Source organism: Candidatus Avelusimicrobium alvi, assembly GCF_958451995.1.
GTDB lineage: Bacteria > Elusimicrobiota > Elusimicrobia > Elusimicrobiales > Elusimicrobiaceae > Avelusimicrobium > Avelusimicrobium alvi.
This window is the reverse complement of record NZ_CAUDSG010000014.1, coordinates 1-16,550: the sequence shown is the minus strand read 5'-3', so window position 1 is coordinate 16,550 and position 16,550 is coordinate 1. Positions and strand designations below refer to the sequence as shown.

Below are 16,550 nucleotides of genomic sequence, written 5' to 3'. Positions count from 1 at the left end.
GTTTACAAGCCGGTCCCTTTATGGGGCCGGCTTTTTGTGCATAAAGGCATAGGGAAGCGGCGGCAAGTACAAACGTTATTGGTCCGGGCCCCTGCAGGCCGCCCCGAACCCTGTGTCTGTTTTACCGTTTTAAGCAGGTCTTAGCCGTGTTGTTGTCGTTGTGTTTCCGGCCTTTAGCCCGTCTATAAAATCCGTTTTACGCGGGAGAAGCGTTTTATTTGTCTGAGCGGTAGCGAGTTGTAAAACGCGCCGCGTAAAACTGGATTTTATGGGCACCGGCCGGCAGTCTTTTTGTTCCTTTTTCTGCTGTCAGAAAAAGGGGCCTTGCAGGCCGTGCAGACTTTACGGTACTTGGCAACATTGTTTAAACAGTGTGGCTCAATTAGTCGGATGTACCCGTATAAAAAACCGCCCCCTGGAAGGGGGGCTTGTATTGTTTTTTTTTTTGATAAATTGGGAGATAGCCTAACAGCTAATCCCCTCCGTTGCGCTCACTTAAAACTTCTTCCACGGGGATTTTAACCCCATTCCCATCAGGATGGAAGGAGTTTCTATGAAACGTATTCTTTTGTTTTGTCTGTCTCTGTTCTTGTCCGTACCTTCTTTTGCCGAGATTATCTCTTCGGTCAGCTTTAATCCGTCTCGTATGGGTGAATATACGTATTTAAAGATAACGGATAAAGCCAATTTAAAAGGAGGCTTAAACGCCACCACAATGAACATTAACTCCGGCGGCACCGTAACGATGACGACGGATAACAGCGCGCGTATTTATGACGTGCCGACGGTAACGGGCGCGTCGGGTTCCGCTATCAATATGCCGAATACGGCTTTCCACGGCAATACGTCCAATACGTATTCCAGCTATAAATCGGAAAGCACATCCGCCCCGTCGGGTCTTTTACCGAGTGTAGCGGCCAAAGGCGGCACGCAGACATATAATAATGATTCGTATATCCAAACCTTGGACGCCGTAAATATGCTCAAACAGAAAGTGGGGAGTTTAAAGGGCGGCACTTTGGAGATTACGGGCAACGGCGGGAGCACGGTGGGACTGTACGACAGCGGGAATACGGCAGGTTTCCACTTGGCGGGGAATGACATCCCGGAGCCTACGGCCGCGCATACCAATACGGGTACTAACTTAACCCAGTGCCAGCTGGCGTGGGAAAAGAGAAAGACGAGTGACAGTACGCCGAAAGAAGTGTGGCTGCTGGCTCTTCAGAACTGCGGTGGCGGTCCTTCCAGTTCCTGTCCATCTACCGCGTGTACTGCGGGAACTACAAAAACGGAAAATTGCCCTAACGGATATACTGGATCCAAAACATATTATTGTGACGGCTATCCTTCTTGCAATTGGCGTCAAGTCTCTGGTTCGTGCACGCCTGTTAAATATTATTGGCGCTCTATGGGAACTATAGGCTACAGTTATGCGGGGCAATGCGCTTCGGTTCCGCCGTGTAGTAACTATTGTGCCGCCGCGGGGATGCCTTTTGGCCGAGTGTCGCTTGGAGAAGCCTGTACGGCCGTGGGATACAAAGCGTATACTTCCTGTACACAATACCAGTCAAACGACGGGCGGTGCCATATGACGTATAATGTTGTTTCTTGTCAAAACTAATTTAGTAAAAAACCCGGAACTTATGTTCCGGGTTTTTTAAAATACCGTTTAAAGGTTTTTAACTGCTTGCCGTAGGTATGTGGCCGCGCGGCGGCGGGCATCTTCTTTATTTTTGGCAAAATCCGTTAATACGGCGATTTGGTCCGGCGCGTATTTTTGTTTTTTAAGGGCCTTTTCTTCCAGTTCCCCGCAAATAAACAGGACGGGCTTTTTATGTTTTTTAGCCAGTTTCAGTACCGCCAGCGGCGCTTTGCCGTAGAAGGTCTGTTTGTCCAGTTTCCCTTCGGACGTAATCACGAGATCGGCCCAGCCGAAATGTTTTTCCAGCCCCGCTTTTTTAAATAAAAAGTCCGCCCCTAAAATCAGTTCCGCGCCAAAACAGCTGTAAAGCCCGGCGGCAATCGCGCCGGCGGCGGCGGTGCTGGGCGCGTGCGCCGGGTTGCGGCCGGACGCCCGGGCGGCGGCGCGCGCGAAAGCGGCCATGGCTTTATCCAACAATTTTACCTGCGCGGGCGAGGCACCTTTCTGCGGGCCGAACACTTTGGCTGAGCTTTTCGGGCCGAGGAGCGGATTGGTTACATCGGCTACGCCGTAAATTTTCACGCCTTTTAAATTTTTTCTAAGCCCCTTTAAGTCTATACTTTTAAGGCGCAGCAAAGGTTCCGCGCCCGGCGGCAGTTCGCGGTTTTTCTTATCCATAAAACGCGCGCCGCATGCGGCCGCCATACCGGCCCCGCCGTCGTTGCACGCCACGCCGCCTAAGCCTACGTAAACGGTTTTGGCGCCGGCCTGCACGGCTTTTAAAATCACCTGCCCCACACCGTAGGAAGAGGCTCCCATCGGGTCCAGCTCTTCCGGCCTGGCTTTGCCCAGGCCGCAGACGAGCGCGGTTTCCACCACGGCGGTCCGACTGTCTGAAAGAAGCAAAAAAGAAGTTTTGCGGGATTTTAAAAAAGCGTTTTTTGCGCGGAGCGTTACGGTTTGGGCGGACGGGTCCAGCGTTTGGAAAAAATCGGTAAATCCGTCCCCTCCGTCCGATACCGGCAGGGCGCGGACCGCGTGTTTTCCGCCCAGTGCGCGCGCCAGCACGCGTGCGGCGTCAGCCGCGCTTAGGGAACCTTTAAACGCGTTGGGCAGAATGAGAATGTTCATTTAAAATTTCCAGCTGAGTCTGGCCTGAATTACGGTGTTGGAAGAAGAGGAGTTTTTCAGTTCCCCGCTGCGCTGGGCAAATACCTGCCGCGCTTCCACGCCAATCATCACGTCGTCCACCAGCGTTTCCACGCCGATGCCGGCTCCGCCCGCGAATCCGTTGGATTTAATGGTGTCGCTCTGCATTTCACCGCGGTAGTTAAGCGTCAGCATTTCGTACGCGGCCGAGGCCGTGAGGTAAAATACAAAACGGCCGGCGGGATTAAGGTAGTAGTTGGCGGCGGCGCCGATGGTTAAAATCTGGCCGCTCGTTTTTACTTTCGGGTCCGGGTACGGCGGGTCCGAGGGGTCAACGGCGGTGTCGTTAGCGTTTTTTACGTTAGGGTCTTTATCGGCAAAAGAATTATTGGAAATGTTGGCGATGGCGAACATCGGGCCCGCCCAGAAGTTGCTTTCTTTTATGCGCCACATAAATTTGGAAGACACAATCGCGCTGGTGCCGCCCACATCTAAGGAATTGTCATCCGCGGTGTAGCCGTCGCGTGCGGAATTGTCCAGCTTTAAATCAAGCGGCATGACGCCTGCTTCCACGGCAAAGTATTTGTTGAAATCTTTTTCTTTCGGCTTGGCGGCGGGTTTGGCCGCTTCTTTCTTGGCGGTTTTTTTGGCGGACAGTTCGTTTTTGGCGGCGGCGGCGTAATCCTGCTGGCTTACTTCCCCGGTTTTAACGCCTTTGATAAACGCTTCTTCGTCCGTCATCGGGCGGGGCGCGGGCACTTCCACGCGGGCGGAAGGCGTTACCACCGAACCGTTGACGACGGTGGCTTTTTGGGCGTCAAACACCTGGTCAATGTCCGAATCAAAAGTCAGCCCCCCGGCGGCGGGTACCACGGCGGGCGCACCGGCCTGGGCGGCATTTTGCTGCGCGGCGGTGGCGGCGGCTCTTTCGGCGGCGGCCTGCTGCCGTTCAAGATTTTTTTCTACAAATTCTTTTTGGGCATTTTCGCCGCGGTCGTAATCGTACGTTTCAATGGAAACGATTTGCGGCATATCCACGTTGACGACGGCCCCGTCGTCGGTCTGGAGTTTTAAATTGAATTCGTCCAAATCCAAAATCACGCCCACCAGCTGTGTGCCGCCTTTTAAAATCAGGCGGTGCTTGTCGGGCAGGATGGCTTCAATTTCGCGTTGGTTGAGCGTAATATTGCCGTAAGACGTGGCCAGGTTAAGCGTGTATTCCGTCTGGGACAGAATAGACCCGCTGATCAGCTCCCCGTCTTTCATTTTTATGGTTTCCGCCTGCAATACGGCGGCGGCCAGCACCAGGCATATGGCAAAAACGCTTCTTTTCATACAACCTCACTCGGATAAAAGGGCAAAAGGGCGGCGCGGGCGTGCCGCGCCGCAGCTGTTATTTGGATTCGTGTTCCACTACTTTTTCAATGTTGGATTCGGCGGGAGCTTCTTCCACCGCTGCTTCGGTAACGGAGCAGCCGCACGGAGCCACCGCTTTTTTAATTTTGCGTACGGCCTTGAGAATCTTGGCCACGGTCAAGAAACCCACGGCGGCGGCCAAATCGCTCGCCACATAGAAGGCGGCGGCCAGCCACATTTCGCTTCCGGTCAGTTGCGGATGCGTGAAGATGGCGTACGCCTGGAATACGGCGTAAACCAACGCGAGATAGAAAAGCGCCAGGAAAATGACGGACAACCCCTTTAGGCACAGCCAGTTGTGCGGCCACCATTTGGCGCATTTGCAGCATTTAGACATAGTTCACTCCTTTTATATGCGGGGAAACATCTTACCCCCCTATGCACATATTGTATCAAAAGAATAGGCTTATAGCGATAATTCTCTTGGTATAAAATCGTATCTTTTACGGGTCGGAAACGCAACCGGAAAACAGGGTTATCCGGCGTCGGGGCGGCAAAGGGTTTGACGCACGGTGATAAGCGCGCCCAGCAGACGGATGAGAAGCGTCCACCCCATACACGCGAGCGCGGCCTGAAGCGTCGCCAGCGCGTAAATCCGGCGCAGCGGGGCGGAATGGACGGCCAGCTCCGCCGCGCTTATAAATAAGGTTTGCACCCAGCATAGGGCCGCATACGCGCCCACGGCCAGCGTGGCGTAAAACAGGGCGATAAACAACCGCCTGAGGCCTTTAAGCCCCAGCCAGTTATGCGGCAGAAAAGGAAGGATTTTTTTACAGGCGTCCCGCATCTTTTAACAGCTCCTCGGCGTGGGTAAACGCGGCGGAGCGTCTGTCCGCCCCTCCGCCCAGCATCCGCGCGATTTCGGCGGTTAAGCCCTCGCCCGAAAGGGGGCTGATGGATACGTCCGTAGCGGTTTGGGAAGCTTTTTTATCCACGTGAAAATTCTGGTCCGCCTGCGCGGCCACCTGCGCCAGGTGCGTTACGCACAGCACTTGGCGGCCCTGTGCGGCGGAGCGCAGTTTCTGCCCCACCAAATGCCCCGTTTCCCCGCCGATGCCGGCGTCCACTTCGTCAAACACCATTACGGGCACGGTCGGCGCGAGCACGGTTTTCAGGCCCAGCATCACGCGCGAAATCTCGCCGCCCGAAGCGATATTTTTCAACGGCCGCAGGGACTGGCCGGGGTTGGGGGAGAATAAAAATTCCACTTTGTCCGCGCCTGTCGGGCCGACGTTTTCTTCGTCCATTTCCACGGCGGTGGCGAAACGCACCGCGTGAAAGCCCAGCGGGCGGATTTGTTCGGTGATGAGCGCGGAGAGTTTTTCGGCGGCTTCCATACGTTTGTCGTGCAGTTCGCGCGCGAGTTTTAACAGGGTTTTTTTGTCTTTTTCCAGCTCGGCCAGCAGTTCCTGCTCGCGCTCTTCGGAATGCTGTAAATTGTCAATACGCGCGCGCAGCTCTTCGGCGGTGCGTAATACGTCGGCGATTTCCGGCCCGTATTTGCCTTTTAAGCGTTTGATTTTTTCGTGGCGTTCCAGCATTTTGTCCAGCGCGTCGGGCTCTAGATTGATGTCGTCTTTATATGCGCCCAGCGTGGCGGCGGCATCTTCCAGCGTTAACAGCGCGGAGCTGACGTCCTGCGCCAGCGGGGCCAGGTTTTCGTCCAGTTCCGCCATATTTTGCAGTTCCCGCGCGGCTTTGCCCGCGCGCGCGGTGGCGGAATCTTCGGCTTCGTAGAGTTCGTTGTACGCTTCGGCCGCCATTTCAAGCAGTTTGCCGGCGTGCTTCATTTTGGGCAGGGTCTGCTCCAGCTGGAAATCTTCGTCCGCCGTCGGGTTGATGTCTTCAATTTCTTTGAGCTGGTACCGGCTCATATCCAGCAGGCGTTCTTTTTCCTGCGCGCTTAAACGCGCGGCGTCCAGCTTGGCCTGTACGGCCTGTACGCGGCGGTAGGCGTCTTCGGTTTTTTGCACGAGCGTTCCGTGCTTGGCAAATTTGTCCAGCAGCAGCAAATGCACGGAAGCGTGCATCAGGCTTTGGTGTTCGTGCTGGCCGTGAAAGTCCACCAGCGCGCGGCCTATATGCGCCAGCGCGGCCACCGTAACGGCGCGTCCGTCGGCATAGGCTTTGCCTTTGCCTTTGCGGTCCAGTTCGCGCTTGAGGGTGAACACGTCGCCGGAAATCTGATATTCTTTGCGCACGGCTTCGGGCAGCATATCGCTGGAGAACACGGCGGACACGGTCATTTTGTCCGCACCGTCTTTAATGACGGACACGTCCCCGCGCGCGCCCAGCACAAACCCCAGCGCTTCAATAACGATGGATTTGCCCGCGCCCGTTTCGCCGGAAAATACGTTCAGCCCCGGGGCGAAATCCAGCGACAGGTCCGAAATAATGGCAAAATTTTGTACGCGCAGGCGCGAGAGCATACTAACGGTTCCCCCATTTGAGTTTACGGTTTAAAATCGGAAAGAAGCCGCGTTCCGGCGGGCAGAGCAGTTTGGCTTTTACCGGGCTGCGCGTAATCTGCACGCGGGCGCCGGGCGGAAGGGTTAAATTGATTTGGCCGTCAATGCTGGCTATGGCGCGGTCGGCCTCGTTTTTAAAAGAAGGCGTAAGCGTAAGGGAGCCTTCGGCGGATAAAATAAGCGGCCGCTGGTTAAGCGTGTGGGGGCAGATGGGCGTAACCACCAGCACGTCCACGCCCGGCTGCACGATGGGGCCGCCCGCCGCCAGCGAATAGGCGGTGGAGCCCGTGGGGGTGGAAACGATTACGCCGTCCCCAAAATACGAAGGCATTTCGCTCCCGCTCCAGGCGGCTTCAATCAAAAAAGCCCGGGGCGCGGCGGCGCGGAGCACGCAGTCGTTAAACGCCAGAAACTCCCGGTCTTTGGCGTTGGGCGTCAGTACGCGCGTGTGGAGCATAAGGCGTTCGTTGACGGCGCACTTGCCTTCCAGCAGGGCTTGCAGAGAGTTTTGGCAGTCGTTCTGTTCGCACGCGGCCAAAAAGCCCAGCGTGCCGCAGTTGATGCCGAAAATGGGAATGTTAAGCGGTGCGGCGGCGCGGGCGCAGTGAAGCATCGTCCCGTCTCCGCCCATACTGACCAGCAGGTCCGCCGGTTCGTCCGCCAGGCCGCTTAAATCCGTCAGCAGGCGCGCCCGCACGCCGTTTTGGCGCAAAAAAGCGCACGCTTCTTCGGCCAAAGGCCGGACGGGCGTTTTGTGCGCATTGTAAAAAACGGCGGCTTGCTTAAAATTCATAGTACTCTTATTTTAGCAAAAAAACCCGGCGGCGGGAGGGGGACAACTAATCCCTTTTTGGGGGCGGCGCACGCCTTCCGGCGGTTGTGCAAAATGATATAATATTATAGGTTAGAAGCAACAGAAAGGGGGTCTTACTATGTGGGACTATACGGATAAAGTAATGGATCATTTTAAAAATCCGCGCAACGTGGGAGCCATTCCCGACGCCGACGGGACGGGTCAAGTCGGCAGCCTGGTGTGCGGAGACGCCCTGAAACTGACGATTAAAGTCAACAAGGACACCGATGTCATTGAAGACGCCAAATTTGAAACATTCGGCTGTGCAAGCGCGATTGCCTCGTCTTCCATTTTAACCGAAATGGTGAAAGGCAAAACCATCGCCGAAGCGTCCAAAATCACCAACCAGGACATCGCCGACGCGCTGGGCACGCTGCCCGCCGAAAAAATGCACTGCTCCGTAATGGGTATGGAAGCGCTGGAGGCCGCCGTTAAAAGCTACCGCCAGGGCGGCAAACCCGTGGTGTTTGAGCAGGAAGAAGAAAAAATCGTCTGCCACTGTTTTAACGTGTCGGAAGAAACGATTATTAAAGCCATCCGCGCCAACCATTTAAAAACCGTGGACGACGTTACCCACTTTACCAAAGCGGGCGGCGGCTGCGGGCGGTGCAAGGGCGACATTCAGAAAATTCTGGATAAAGTAAACGGCGCGTGCGAAATCCCCGCCGCGGCTGCGCAAAAAACCTTTGCGCAGATGACGGTGGTGGAAAAAATCAAAACGATTGAACGCGTGCTGGAAGAGGACGTGCGCCCGAAACTGAATATGGACGGCGGCTCCGCGGAGCTGGCGGACCTGGACGGAAACACCGTAAAAATCCGCCTGACCGGCATGTGCAGCGGCTGTGCGGGCGCGGCGGGCACGCTTAAAAATTTTATTGAAAAAACACTGAAGGAGAAAGTGGATTCGTCCCTCAGCGTGGAGCAGGCGTAATATGAAAGTCATTTATATGGACAACAACGCCACCACCCAGTGTTCGCCGGCGGTGGTGGAGGCGATGCTTCCGTACTTTTCCGAAAAATACGGCAATGCGTCCAGCATGCACGCCTTCGGCGGGAACAACCGCCGCGCCATAGACGCCGCGCGCAAAAGCACGGCGGAACTGATCGGCGCGGCCTACCCGGACGAAATTATTTTCACTTCCTGCGCGACGGAAAGCGACAATACGGCTATTTTCTCCGCCGTGCGCACCCAGCCCAGGAAAAAACATCTCATCACCTCCGCCGTGGAACACCCGGCCATTATGGAGCCGTACAAATACCTGGAATCGCAGGGATACCGCGTGGACTTTATCGGCGTGGACGAGTTCGGCCGTTTTGATATGGAACGCTTCAAAAGCGTGATTGACGAAGATACGGCCCTCGTGTCCGTAATGTGGGCCAATAGCGAAACGGGAACCATTTTCCCGGTGGCCGAAATCGCGCGGATTGCGCACGAACACGGCGCGCTGTTTCATACGGATGCGGTGCAGGCCGTGGGCAAAATTCCGGTGGACGTAAAGGCGGCGGGGATTGATATGCTTTCGCTCTCCGCGCACAAATTTCACGGCCCCAAAGGGGTCGGCGCGCTGTACGTCAGACGCGGCACCCGCTTTATGCCGTTTATGCTGGGCGGCCATCAGGAAAAACGCCGTCGCGCCGGCACCGAAAACGTGCCTTATATCGTGGGGCTGGGCAAAGCCAGCGAACTGGCGCTTGCGCGCCTGTCGGACGGAACGCCCGCGCGCATTGCCGCGCTTCGCGACCGGCTGGAGCAGGGCATTTTGGCCGCCGTGCCGGACGTAAAAGTAAACGGGGACCCGGCCTGCCGCGTGCCCAACACCACCAATATCAGCTTTGGCTATATTGAAGGCGAATCCATCTTGATGTATTTAAACGATTTCGGCATATGCGCCTCGTCGGGTTCGGCGTGTACGTCGGGCTCGCTGGAGCCGTCGCACGTGCTGCGCGCGATGGGCGTGCCGTTCCAGTTTGCGCACGGGTCCATCCGCTTTTCGCTTTCCGACCAAACGACGGAAGAGGAGGTAAATACCGTGCTGAAAGAACTGCCTCCCATTATTGAACGGCTGCGCAAGATATCGCCGTTTTCGCGGCTGGCCGCTTAAATTTATGTGCGCCGCGCCTTGAACGGGCGCGGTTTTTTGGACGCCCGTATGAAAAAATATTTATGGCTGTTGTTTTTGTTGTGCCCTCTTTTCCTTTCCGCCAAAACGACGGTTTTGTATCACACCAGCGATGTGCATGGTTTTTTCTATCCGCGTGAAGGGCGCGGCGGGTTTGCCGCACTCAAGGCTGTTTTGAACGGGGAAAAACGGCCGTTTTTACTTTTGGACAGCGGAGATTTCGCCAACGGTACCGCCGAAACCCGCAGTTCAAAAGGCTTAAAAGCCGTAGAAATGATGAACCGTATGGGGTACGATGCGGCCACGGTCGGCAATCATGAGTTTGATTTTACCGAAGACGGCCTGGCGCCGCTGTTTGAAAAAGCGGATTTTGCCGTGCTGGCCGCCAATTTGCGTAATACCGATTCCGGCGGCTTTCCCGCTTTTGTGCAGCCTTACCGGGTGTTTGAGGCGGACGGCGTGCGGGTGGGCGTTGTGGGGCTGGCCAACCGCAAACCCGCCAAACCCGTAAAAAAATACCGTTTTTCCAAACCGCTGGAAGCGCTGGAAAAAGCGCTGGCGGCGATGGAATCCCAAAAACCGGATGTGGTGGTTGTGCTGGCGCACGATTCGCTGGCGGATTATAAAAACGGCATCCTGCCGTATATGGGGGATATCGCGCTGAAATACGGCGGCCGCGTACACGCGGTGCTGGGCGGACATGCGCACAAAATTTTTCAGAACGAATACATCAACGGCGTGCTGTTTGTGGAAAGCGGCAGTTATTTAACCGGCGTCAGCCGTATAACGGTGGAAACGGACGACGAAACGGGCAAATTCGTGTCCGCCAAGTCCGAACTGATTCCGCTCGTGACGGCCAAAACCGGCGAAGACCCGGAAATAAAAGCCTTCGCCGATGCCCTGCGGGAGCCGGGAATAGACGAAGTGCTGGGCTTTGCCGGCGAAACGCTTGCCAAAAAGCCCGCCGATTCCTCCTGCCAGGACGGCGCGCTGGACGACTGGGTGGCCGATTTGGGCCGTTCGTACAGCGGGGCGGAAGTGTTTATCCATAATACGGGCGGCACCCGCGTGGATATGAAAAAAGGTCCCGTCACCCCGCGCAGTTTAACGGAGCTTTTTCCTTTTGACGATTCGGTCGTACTGATGCGGGTGTCCGGCCGGATGCTTAAAAAATTTATAAAAGACGGCTTGCTGCCGTGGAATAAATACACTTATTCCGGCTTGACGGTTTCATACCGGAAGGGAAAAACGGGAAAAGTGCTGGATTTAGCCGTTTCCGTAAACGGCAAGCCGCTGGAAAACCGTAAAATTTACACGGTGGGGACCAATTCTTTTGTGGCAGGACACAAAACTTTTTCCCGGGTGGCGGATAAAAAGTCCGCCGGGCCGAAAACGGTGCGCGCCCTGATAGAGGACGCTTTAAAAAACGGTCCCGTTTTCCCGCCGCGGACGGGGCGCATCGTGCGTTTGGCAATGTAAGGCGGCCTTGTGATTGCGCGGCGTTTTTGTTACTATAAAATTATCCCCCTATAAGGAGAGAGAGGCCCCTACTATGAAAAAAACTTGGTTGCTGCTTGCAGCGCTGCTGCTCCCCCTGGCTTTGACGGCCAAAACTACCACGATTTACCACACAAGCGACGTACACGGTTTCTTCTATCCGCGCGAAGGCCGGGGCGGTTTCGCCGCGATGGCGGCGGTGCTGAAAGCCGGCCCGAAATGCTACCTGCTGTTGGACAGCGGGGACTTTGCCAACGGCACCGTGGAAACCCGCAATTCCAAAGGTTTAAAAGGCGTACAAATGATGAACCGCATGGGGTATGACGCCGCCACCATCGGCAACCACGAATTTGATTTTAAGGGCGAAGGCGTCGCGCCGCTGCTGGCCAACGCGCAGTTTGCGGTGCTGGCCGCCAACTTTTTTGAAACGTCCACCGGCAAATATCCGCCGTCCGTTCTGCCGTATAAAATTTTTGACGAAAACGGCGTAAAAGTGGCCGTAATCGGGCTGGCGAACCGCGTTCCCACCAATCCTTCCAAATTGTATTCCTACGGCAAGCCGCTGGCGGCTTTGGAAAAAGCGCTGACGGCGGCGGAAGCCAAAAAGCCGGATGTGGTGGTCGTGCTGGTGCACGATTCGCTGGAAGACGACAAGCACGGCACGCAGTCTTACGTAGGGGACATCGGCCGCAAATTCGCGGGCCGGGTACATGTGGTGCTGGGCGGCCATGCGCATAAAATTTTCCAGAACAAATACATTAACGATGTGCTGTTTGTGGAAAGCGGTTCTTATTTAAACAACGTCAGCCGCATATCCGTAGAGACGGACGACGAAACGGGCAAGTTCGTGTCCGCCAAGTCCGAACTGATTCCGCTCGTAACGGCCAAAACCGGCGAAGATGAGGAGATGAAAGCCTATGCCGATTCCCTGCGCGAGCCGGGCGTGGACGAAGTGGTCGGCACCGCGTCGGACGTACTGACCAAACTGCCTGCGGATGAAAACCGGCAGGATTCGCCGCTTAACGACTGGATTGCCGACCTGCTGCGCGCGTATTCCGGCGCGCAGATTGCCGTGCACAACAACGGCGGCACCCGCGTGGATATGAAAAAAGGCCCCGTTACCAAGCGCGATTTAATTGACATCCATCCCTTTGACAATACCGTAACGCTGGTAACCGTGGACGGCAAGTTCTTAAAACGTTTCGTAAAAAAAGGCTTTGCGCCGCGCAGCCTCTACACGTATTCGGGCCTGACGATTACGTATAAGCAGAACAAAAAAGGCAAAATCAAAGACATTGAAATTTTAGTGGACGGCAAGCCCGTTGAAAACCGCAAAAAATATACGCTTGTTACCAACTCGTATATTGCCGGCGGCGGCAGCGAAGGCTGGATGTTTAAACAAATCCCGGACGAAGACAAAAAGCTGGCCGGGTCCAAAACCATCCGCGATTTGATGGAAGACGCGCTTAAAAAAGGGCCGGTAACGCCGCCCCAGACGGGGAGAATCATCCGGCGGTGATATGCGCGTAAAACGGTTTGCGGCGGTACTGGCGGGGCTGGTTCTCCTGGGCGGTTGCGCCCGGGAGGAGTTGACTTCCGTTGACATTTTTTTTACGGCCGACGTGCAGGGCTTTTACTGGTCCCGCCCGGAACCGCGCCTGGACAACCGCGAAGCCGGCGGCTACGCCGTGCTTAAAAATTTCCTGCAAAGCCGGGAGGGGGAATACCTCCTGTTTGACGGCGGCAGCTGGTTCGGCTCCGCGCCCGAAGGCACCATGACCAAAGGCGCCTACGTGGCCGAGCTGGCCCGCACGCTTCCCTATACCGCCGGAACCATCAGCGATAAAGATTTAGTCTACGGCTGGCCGTCTCTGCGCGCCATCGTGCGCGAAATGCCCTATCCGTTTGTGGTGGCCAACCTGCGGCTGGAAAACCAAATCCCCTGGCCGATGCACGATTATCAAATCCGTACGGTAAACGGCATTAAAATCGGCGTGTTCGGGCTGATTAATCCCACCAATATCAACAAAAACAAATCCCGCCTGCCGGGCCTCTCGGCACAGGACCCGGTGCAGGCCGCCAAAACCATGACGGCCTTACTGCACGAAAAAGGGGTGGATTATATCATCCTGCTCAGCTCCCTGGGCGACCCGGAAAAAACGGGCGTCAGCGATACGTCCATCGCCGAAGAAGTCAGCGGCATTCATTTGATTTTAAGCTCCAATAAAGACCGCGAAAACGCGGAAACCGACCAAATCAACGATACGTTTATCGTCTATCCCGGCTCCAAGTTAGACAGCGTGGCCCTCGTGCGTCTGTCGTTTGACAAGAACAAACAATTCCGGGGGCAGACGTTTGAAGACATTCCGCTTTTGAAAGATTCTTTTTCGGAGGACGCGGAAATCGCGGGCCGGGCCGCATCGCTTCGGGCGGAAACCCGTCAAAAAATGAACGCCCGCGTGGCCGAACTGCCCGCGCAGATTAATACCGCGCTGGCGCAGGAATCCGCGCTGGGCAATTTACTCACGCAGTGCCTGTATAAATGGTCCCGCCTGGACGGCGCCGTGCTTAATTCGGACTCTATCCGCAGTTCCCTGCCCGCCGGGCGTTTGTCCGAATATGATTTGTACAAAGCCTATCCGTACGGGGACAATATCACTTTTCTTACCATTAAAGGCGCGGCGTTTGTAAAAGCGATGGAAGCCTCTTTAAACGCCAAAGACAATTTCCCGCAGATTGCCGGATTTACCGTGTCGTACGCGGACACGCCGCAGGGCAAAAAAATCCGCCAGATTACCCTGGACAATGGCCGCGTCGTCCGCCCGCAGGATACGTACCGCTTTGCGGTAACGGACCATGTGCTGGCCGGCGGCTTCGGGCATGACGGGTTTATTGATTCGCTGGAATTTAAAAACACCTTTGTGGAAGCGCGCCAAATTATGCGCTCCTGCCTTGCGCGCCAAAAAACGGTGGAGGCCCCGGCGCTCGGCCGCTGGAAAAAAGTAAAATGACGCTTATCCGCCCGCTGACCATAGGCTCGTTTACGGCCCCGAACAATTTACTGCTGGCCCCGATGGCGGGCATTACCGATTCGCCTTTCCGGGTGCTTTGCTTAAAGGGCGGCGCGGGGATTGTGTGCGCGGAAATGGTGTCGGCGCACGCCTTGCATTTCGGCAGCCCCAAAAGCGGGAAAATGCTTCAGGTCAATCCCAAGGAACATCCCGTTTCCATGCAGATTTTCGGCTCGGACGAAACGACTATTGCCGAGGCCGCGAAAAACGCCGAAGCCCAAGGTGCCGATATCGTGGATTTAAACGCCGGGTGCCCGGTTAAAAAAATTAATAAAGCGGGCGCGGGCTGTGTGTTGATGAAAGACGAAGCCAAGCTGGGCCGCCTGATTGAAGCCGCGGTAAAAAGCGTACGCATTCCGGTAACGCTTAAAACGCGCATCGCGCTGACCCGTAAAGAACTGTTGGGGGCGCGGCTGGCTAAACTGGCGGAAAACGCCGGCGCGGCGGCGGTTACTTTGCACGCGCGCGCGGCGGTGGACGTGCATGCCGGGCCGCCCAATATAGAAGCGCTGGCCGAAGCGTGCCAGGCGGTTAAGATTCCCGTCATTGGCAACGGCGGGGTATTGGACGCGGCGGCGGCGCGGCGGTTTTTGCAGGCCGGATGCGCGGGGGTGATGATTGGGCGCGGCGCGGTCGGCAATCCGTTTATTTTTAAAGATATTGCGGACGAGCTGGAAGGGAAGCCTCTCTCTGCCCACACGCCGGCCTGGCGGATGGCCGTGTACCGGGACCTCATCCGGGAAAACGTGTCTTTCTACGGCGAGCGCATAGGCGTCAACCGCAGCCGCAAAACGGCCGGATATTGGATAAAAGATTTTGAAAACGCGGCGCAGGTGCGCGGCGCATTCGTGCGGATGGACGCCTTGGCCGATATAGAAACCCTCTTTGCCCGGACGCTTGAGCGGCTGGAAACGCAAAAAAATCCGTAAAATCCCCTACATTTTGATATAATATATAGGAAACCACGAGTCATTAAGACAGCGGCCACCACTCCGCTGCGCATTAATTACACAAGGTAGAAACCAAACATATGACAAAAACTTTTTTGCCTTCCGTTAAGGAAGTTGAAACCACCCGCAAATGGCATCAGATTGACGCCACGGGTCAAACCCTGGGCAGACTGGCCACGAAAATCGCCGTGCTGCTTATGGGCAAACACAAAAAGACCTATACGCCTCATATGGACTGCGGCGACTTCGTCGTCGTTACCAATGCCGGCAAAGTCAAACTGACCGGTAACAAGCTGGAACAGAAGGTTTACTTCTCCCACTCCGGTTACGCCAAAGGCGCTAAAGAAACTCCGGTCAAAAGAGTGTTGGAAAAGAACCCCACCAGAGTGCTGGAACTGGCCGTTAAGAGAATGTTGGACGAAAACAAACTCCGCGCGCCCAGAATGAAACGCTTGAGACTGTTCGCCGGCGAAGAACATTCCTTCACCGAACGCTTTGGTAAATAAGAGGGATAGAAATTTATGAACAATACGAAAGAACTTAAAACCGGAAGAAGAAAAACCTCCGTCGCCACGGTAGAGCTCTTGAAAGGCAAAGGCGTAATCACCGTCAACGCCAAATCTTTGGACGAGTATTTCGGCAACCACGCCCGCTGCAAAGCGGCCGTGAAAGCCCCGCTTGCGCTCACCAACCTGGATAAAGAATACGACGTTACCGCCAAAGTAGTGGGCGGCGGCGTGTCCTCCCAGGCCGGCGCGCTGCGCCACGCGATTGCGCGCTCTTTGGCCGCGATCAGCGAAGATCTGAAAAAAGCCGTGAAAAAAGCCGGTTATCTTACCCGCGACCCGCGTATGGTTGAAAGAAAGAAACCCGGTCAGCCCGGCGCCCGCAAACGCTTCCAGTTCTCCAAACGTTAATCGTTGGCTGGAACTTTGCAGGAAATGTTTTGCAACCCCCGCTTACGCGGGGGTTGTTGCATATAGCGAAAACCCCTGTCTCCCTCAACTGTCATTTCCAAAAGGCATAAAAGCCCCTTCTTTCCCCAGGCCCTGGCCAGGCCAGAGCCCCAAGGCCTTGGACCTGTTGCGGCTGACCCGAAGTTGTGTTCGTTTTGTCGTTGTATGCAGGTCTTAGCCCTGTTTATAAAACGCCTCAAGGCGGAAGAATGTTTTTACTTGTTTGAGCGGCAGCGAGTTGTAAAAACATCCGCCGCGAGTGCGTTTTATAGGGCCCGAACCCTGCGGGCCGCCTAAGCGAGTTTTTTGCCTACTTTTTGTCGGCACAAAAAGTAGGAAATAGTTTTGGAATTCTATCAGAAAAAGGACGTAAAACCTTTTGCTTCTTTTAGAAATAAAAGAAGAAAGATATAAAAGGCTTGTATTGT

16 protein-coding genes are annotated in these 16,550 nt (G+C 55.4%); 9 read left to right on the top strand and 7 right to left on the bottom strand.

Going from position 1 to position 16,550, the window contains the following annotated elements; all coding sequences use genetic code 11:
• Window positions 1–553 precede the first annotated feature (553 nt).
• Window positions 554–1,621: a hypothetical protein gene (locus ACQY36_RS04105; RefSeq protein WP_428077933.1), complete on the top strand. Its 1,068-nt coding sequence runs from the start codon at window positions 554–556 to the stop codon at window positions 1,619–1,621.
• Between the two features lie 48 nt (window positions 1,622–1,669).
• On the opposite strand, the gene ACQY36_RS04100 is transcribed toward ACQY36_RS04105, so the two are convergent.
• The 6 genes from ACQY36_RS04100 to ACQY36_RS04075 all read right to left on the bottom strand — a co-directional run bounded on the left by ACQY36_RS04100 (window position 1,670) and on the right by ACQY36_RS04075 (window position 7,468).
• Entirely contained in the window at window positions 1,670–2,773 is a 1,104-nt protein-coding gene (locus ACQY36_RS04100; RefSeq protein ID WP_428077931.1) for a glycerate kinase family protein, read from the bottom strand.
• Window positions 2,774–4,126 carry an outer membrane beta-barrel protein gene (locus tag ACQY36_RS04095; RefSeq protein ID WP_428077929.1) on the bottom strand — a complete coding sequence of 451 codons (1,353 nt, stop codon included), beginning with the start codon at window positions 4,124–4,126 and terminating at the stop codon, window positions 2,774–2,776.
• Between the two features lie 58 nt (window positions 4,127–4,184).
• Entirely contained in the window at window positions 4,185–4,544 is a 360-nt protein-coding gene (locus ACQY36_RS04090; RefSeq protein ID WP_428077927.1) for a hypothetical protein, read from the bottom strand.
• A gap of 138 nt (window positions 4,545–4,682) precedes the next feature.
• Window positions 4,683–4,994, bottom strand: coding sequence for a hypothetical protein (locus ACQY36_RS04085; RefSeq protein ID WP_428077925.1), 312 nt, complete (start codon window positions 4,992–4,994; stop codon window positions 4,683–4,685).
• Entirely contained in the window at window positions 4,978–6,636 is a 1,659-nt protein-coding gene (recN, locus tag ACQY36_RS04080; protein ID WP_428071650.1) for a DNA repair protein RecN, read from the bottom strand. The genes ACQY36_RS04085 and recN overlap by 17 nt, the downstream gene beginning before the upstream one ends.
• Window position 6,637: 1 nt before the next feature.
• Window positions 6,638–7,468, bottom strand: coding sequence for an NAD(+)/NADH kinase (locus ACQY36_RS04075; protein ID WP_428077923.1), 831 nt, complete (start codon window positions 7,466–7,468; stop codon window positions 6,638–6,640).
• Between the two features lie 139 nt (window positions 7,469–7,607).
• On the opposite strand from ACQY36_RS04075, the gene nifU reads away from it, so the two are divergent.
• The 8 genes from nifU to rpsI all read left to right on the top strand — a co-directional run bounded on the left by nifU (window position 7,608) and on the right by rpsI (window position 16,083).
• Window positions 7,608–8,459 (top strand): Fe-S cluster assembly protein NifU, encoded by an 852-nt coding sequence (gene nifU, locus ACQY36_RS04070; protein WP_428077921.1) that lies wholly within the window; start codon window positions 7,608–7,610, stop codon window positions 8,457–8,459.
• A gap of 1 nt (window position 8,460) precedes the next feature.
• Window positions 8,461–9,630: a cysteine desulfurase NifS gene (gene nifS / locus ACQY36_RS04065; RefSeq protein ID WP_428077919.1), complete on the top strand. Its 1,170-nt coding sequence runs from the start codon at window positions 8,461–8,463 to the stop codon at window positions 9,628–9,630.
• 48 nt (window positions 9,631–9,678) lie between these two features.
• The gene (locus ACQY36_RS04060; RefSeq protein WP_428077917.1) at window positions 9,679–11,127 is read left to right on the top strand and encodes a bifunctional metallophosphatase/5'-nucleotidase; all 1,449 of its coding nucleotides are present in this window, start codon (window positions 9,679–9,681) and stop codon (window positions 11,125–11,127) included.
• A 73-nt stretch (window positions 11,128–11,200) separates the two neighbouring features.
• Complete coding sequence (locus ACQY36_RS04055) at window positions 11,201–12,664, top strand: bifunctional metallophosphatase/5'-nucleotidase (protein ID WP_428077915.1); 1,464 nt, start codon at window positions 11,201–11,203, stop codon at window positions 12,662–12,664.
• A 1-nt stretch (window position 12,665) separates the two neighbouring features.
• A complete protein-coding gene (locus ACQY36_RS04050; RefSeq protein WP_428077913.1) occupies window positions 12,666–14,156 on the top strand; it encodes a bifunctional metallophosphatase/5'-nucleotidase in 1,491 nt (496 codons plus the stop codon).
• Window positions 14,153–15,145, top strand: coding sequence for a tRNA dihydrouridine synthase DusB (gene dusB, locus ACQY36_RS04045; protein WP_428077911.1), 993 nt, complete (start codon window positions 14,153–14,155; stop codon window positions 15,143–15,145). Before ACQY36_RS04050 ends, dusB begins: the two co-directional genes overlap by 4 nt.
• 101 nt (window positions 15,146–15,246) lie before the next feature.
• Window positions 15,247–15,672: a 50S ribosomal protein L13 gene (rplM, locus tag ACQY36_RS04040; protein ID WP_428056034.1), complete on the top strand. Its 426-nt coding sequence runs from the start codon at window positions 15,247–15,249 to the stop codon at window positions 15,670–15,672.
• A 15-nt stretch (window positions 15,673–15,687) separates the two neighbouring features.
• Window positions 15,688–16,083, top strand: coding sequence for a 30S ribosomal protein S9 (gene rpsI / locus ACQY36_RS04035; protein WP_428056037.1), 396 nt, complete (start codon window positions 15,688–15,690; stop codon window positions 16,081–16,083).
• 213 nt (window positions 16,084–16,296) lie between these two features.
• Here rpsI and ACQY36_RS04030 read toward each other — a convergent pair.
• Window positions 16,297–16,550: hypothetical protein (locus ACQY36_RS04030; RefSeq protein ID WP_428077909.1), on the bottom strand; the 254-nt coding region annotated here is incomplete at its 5' end.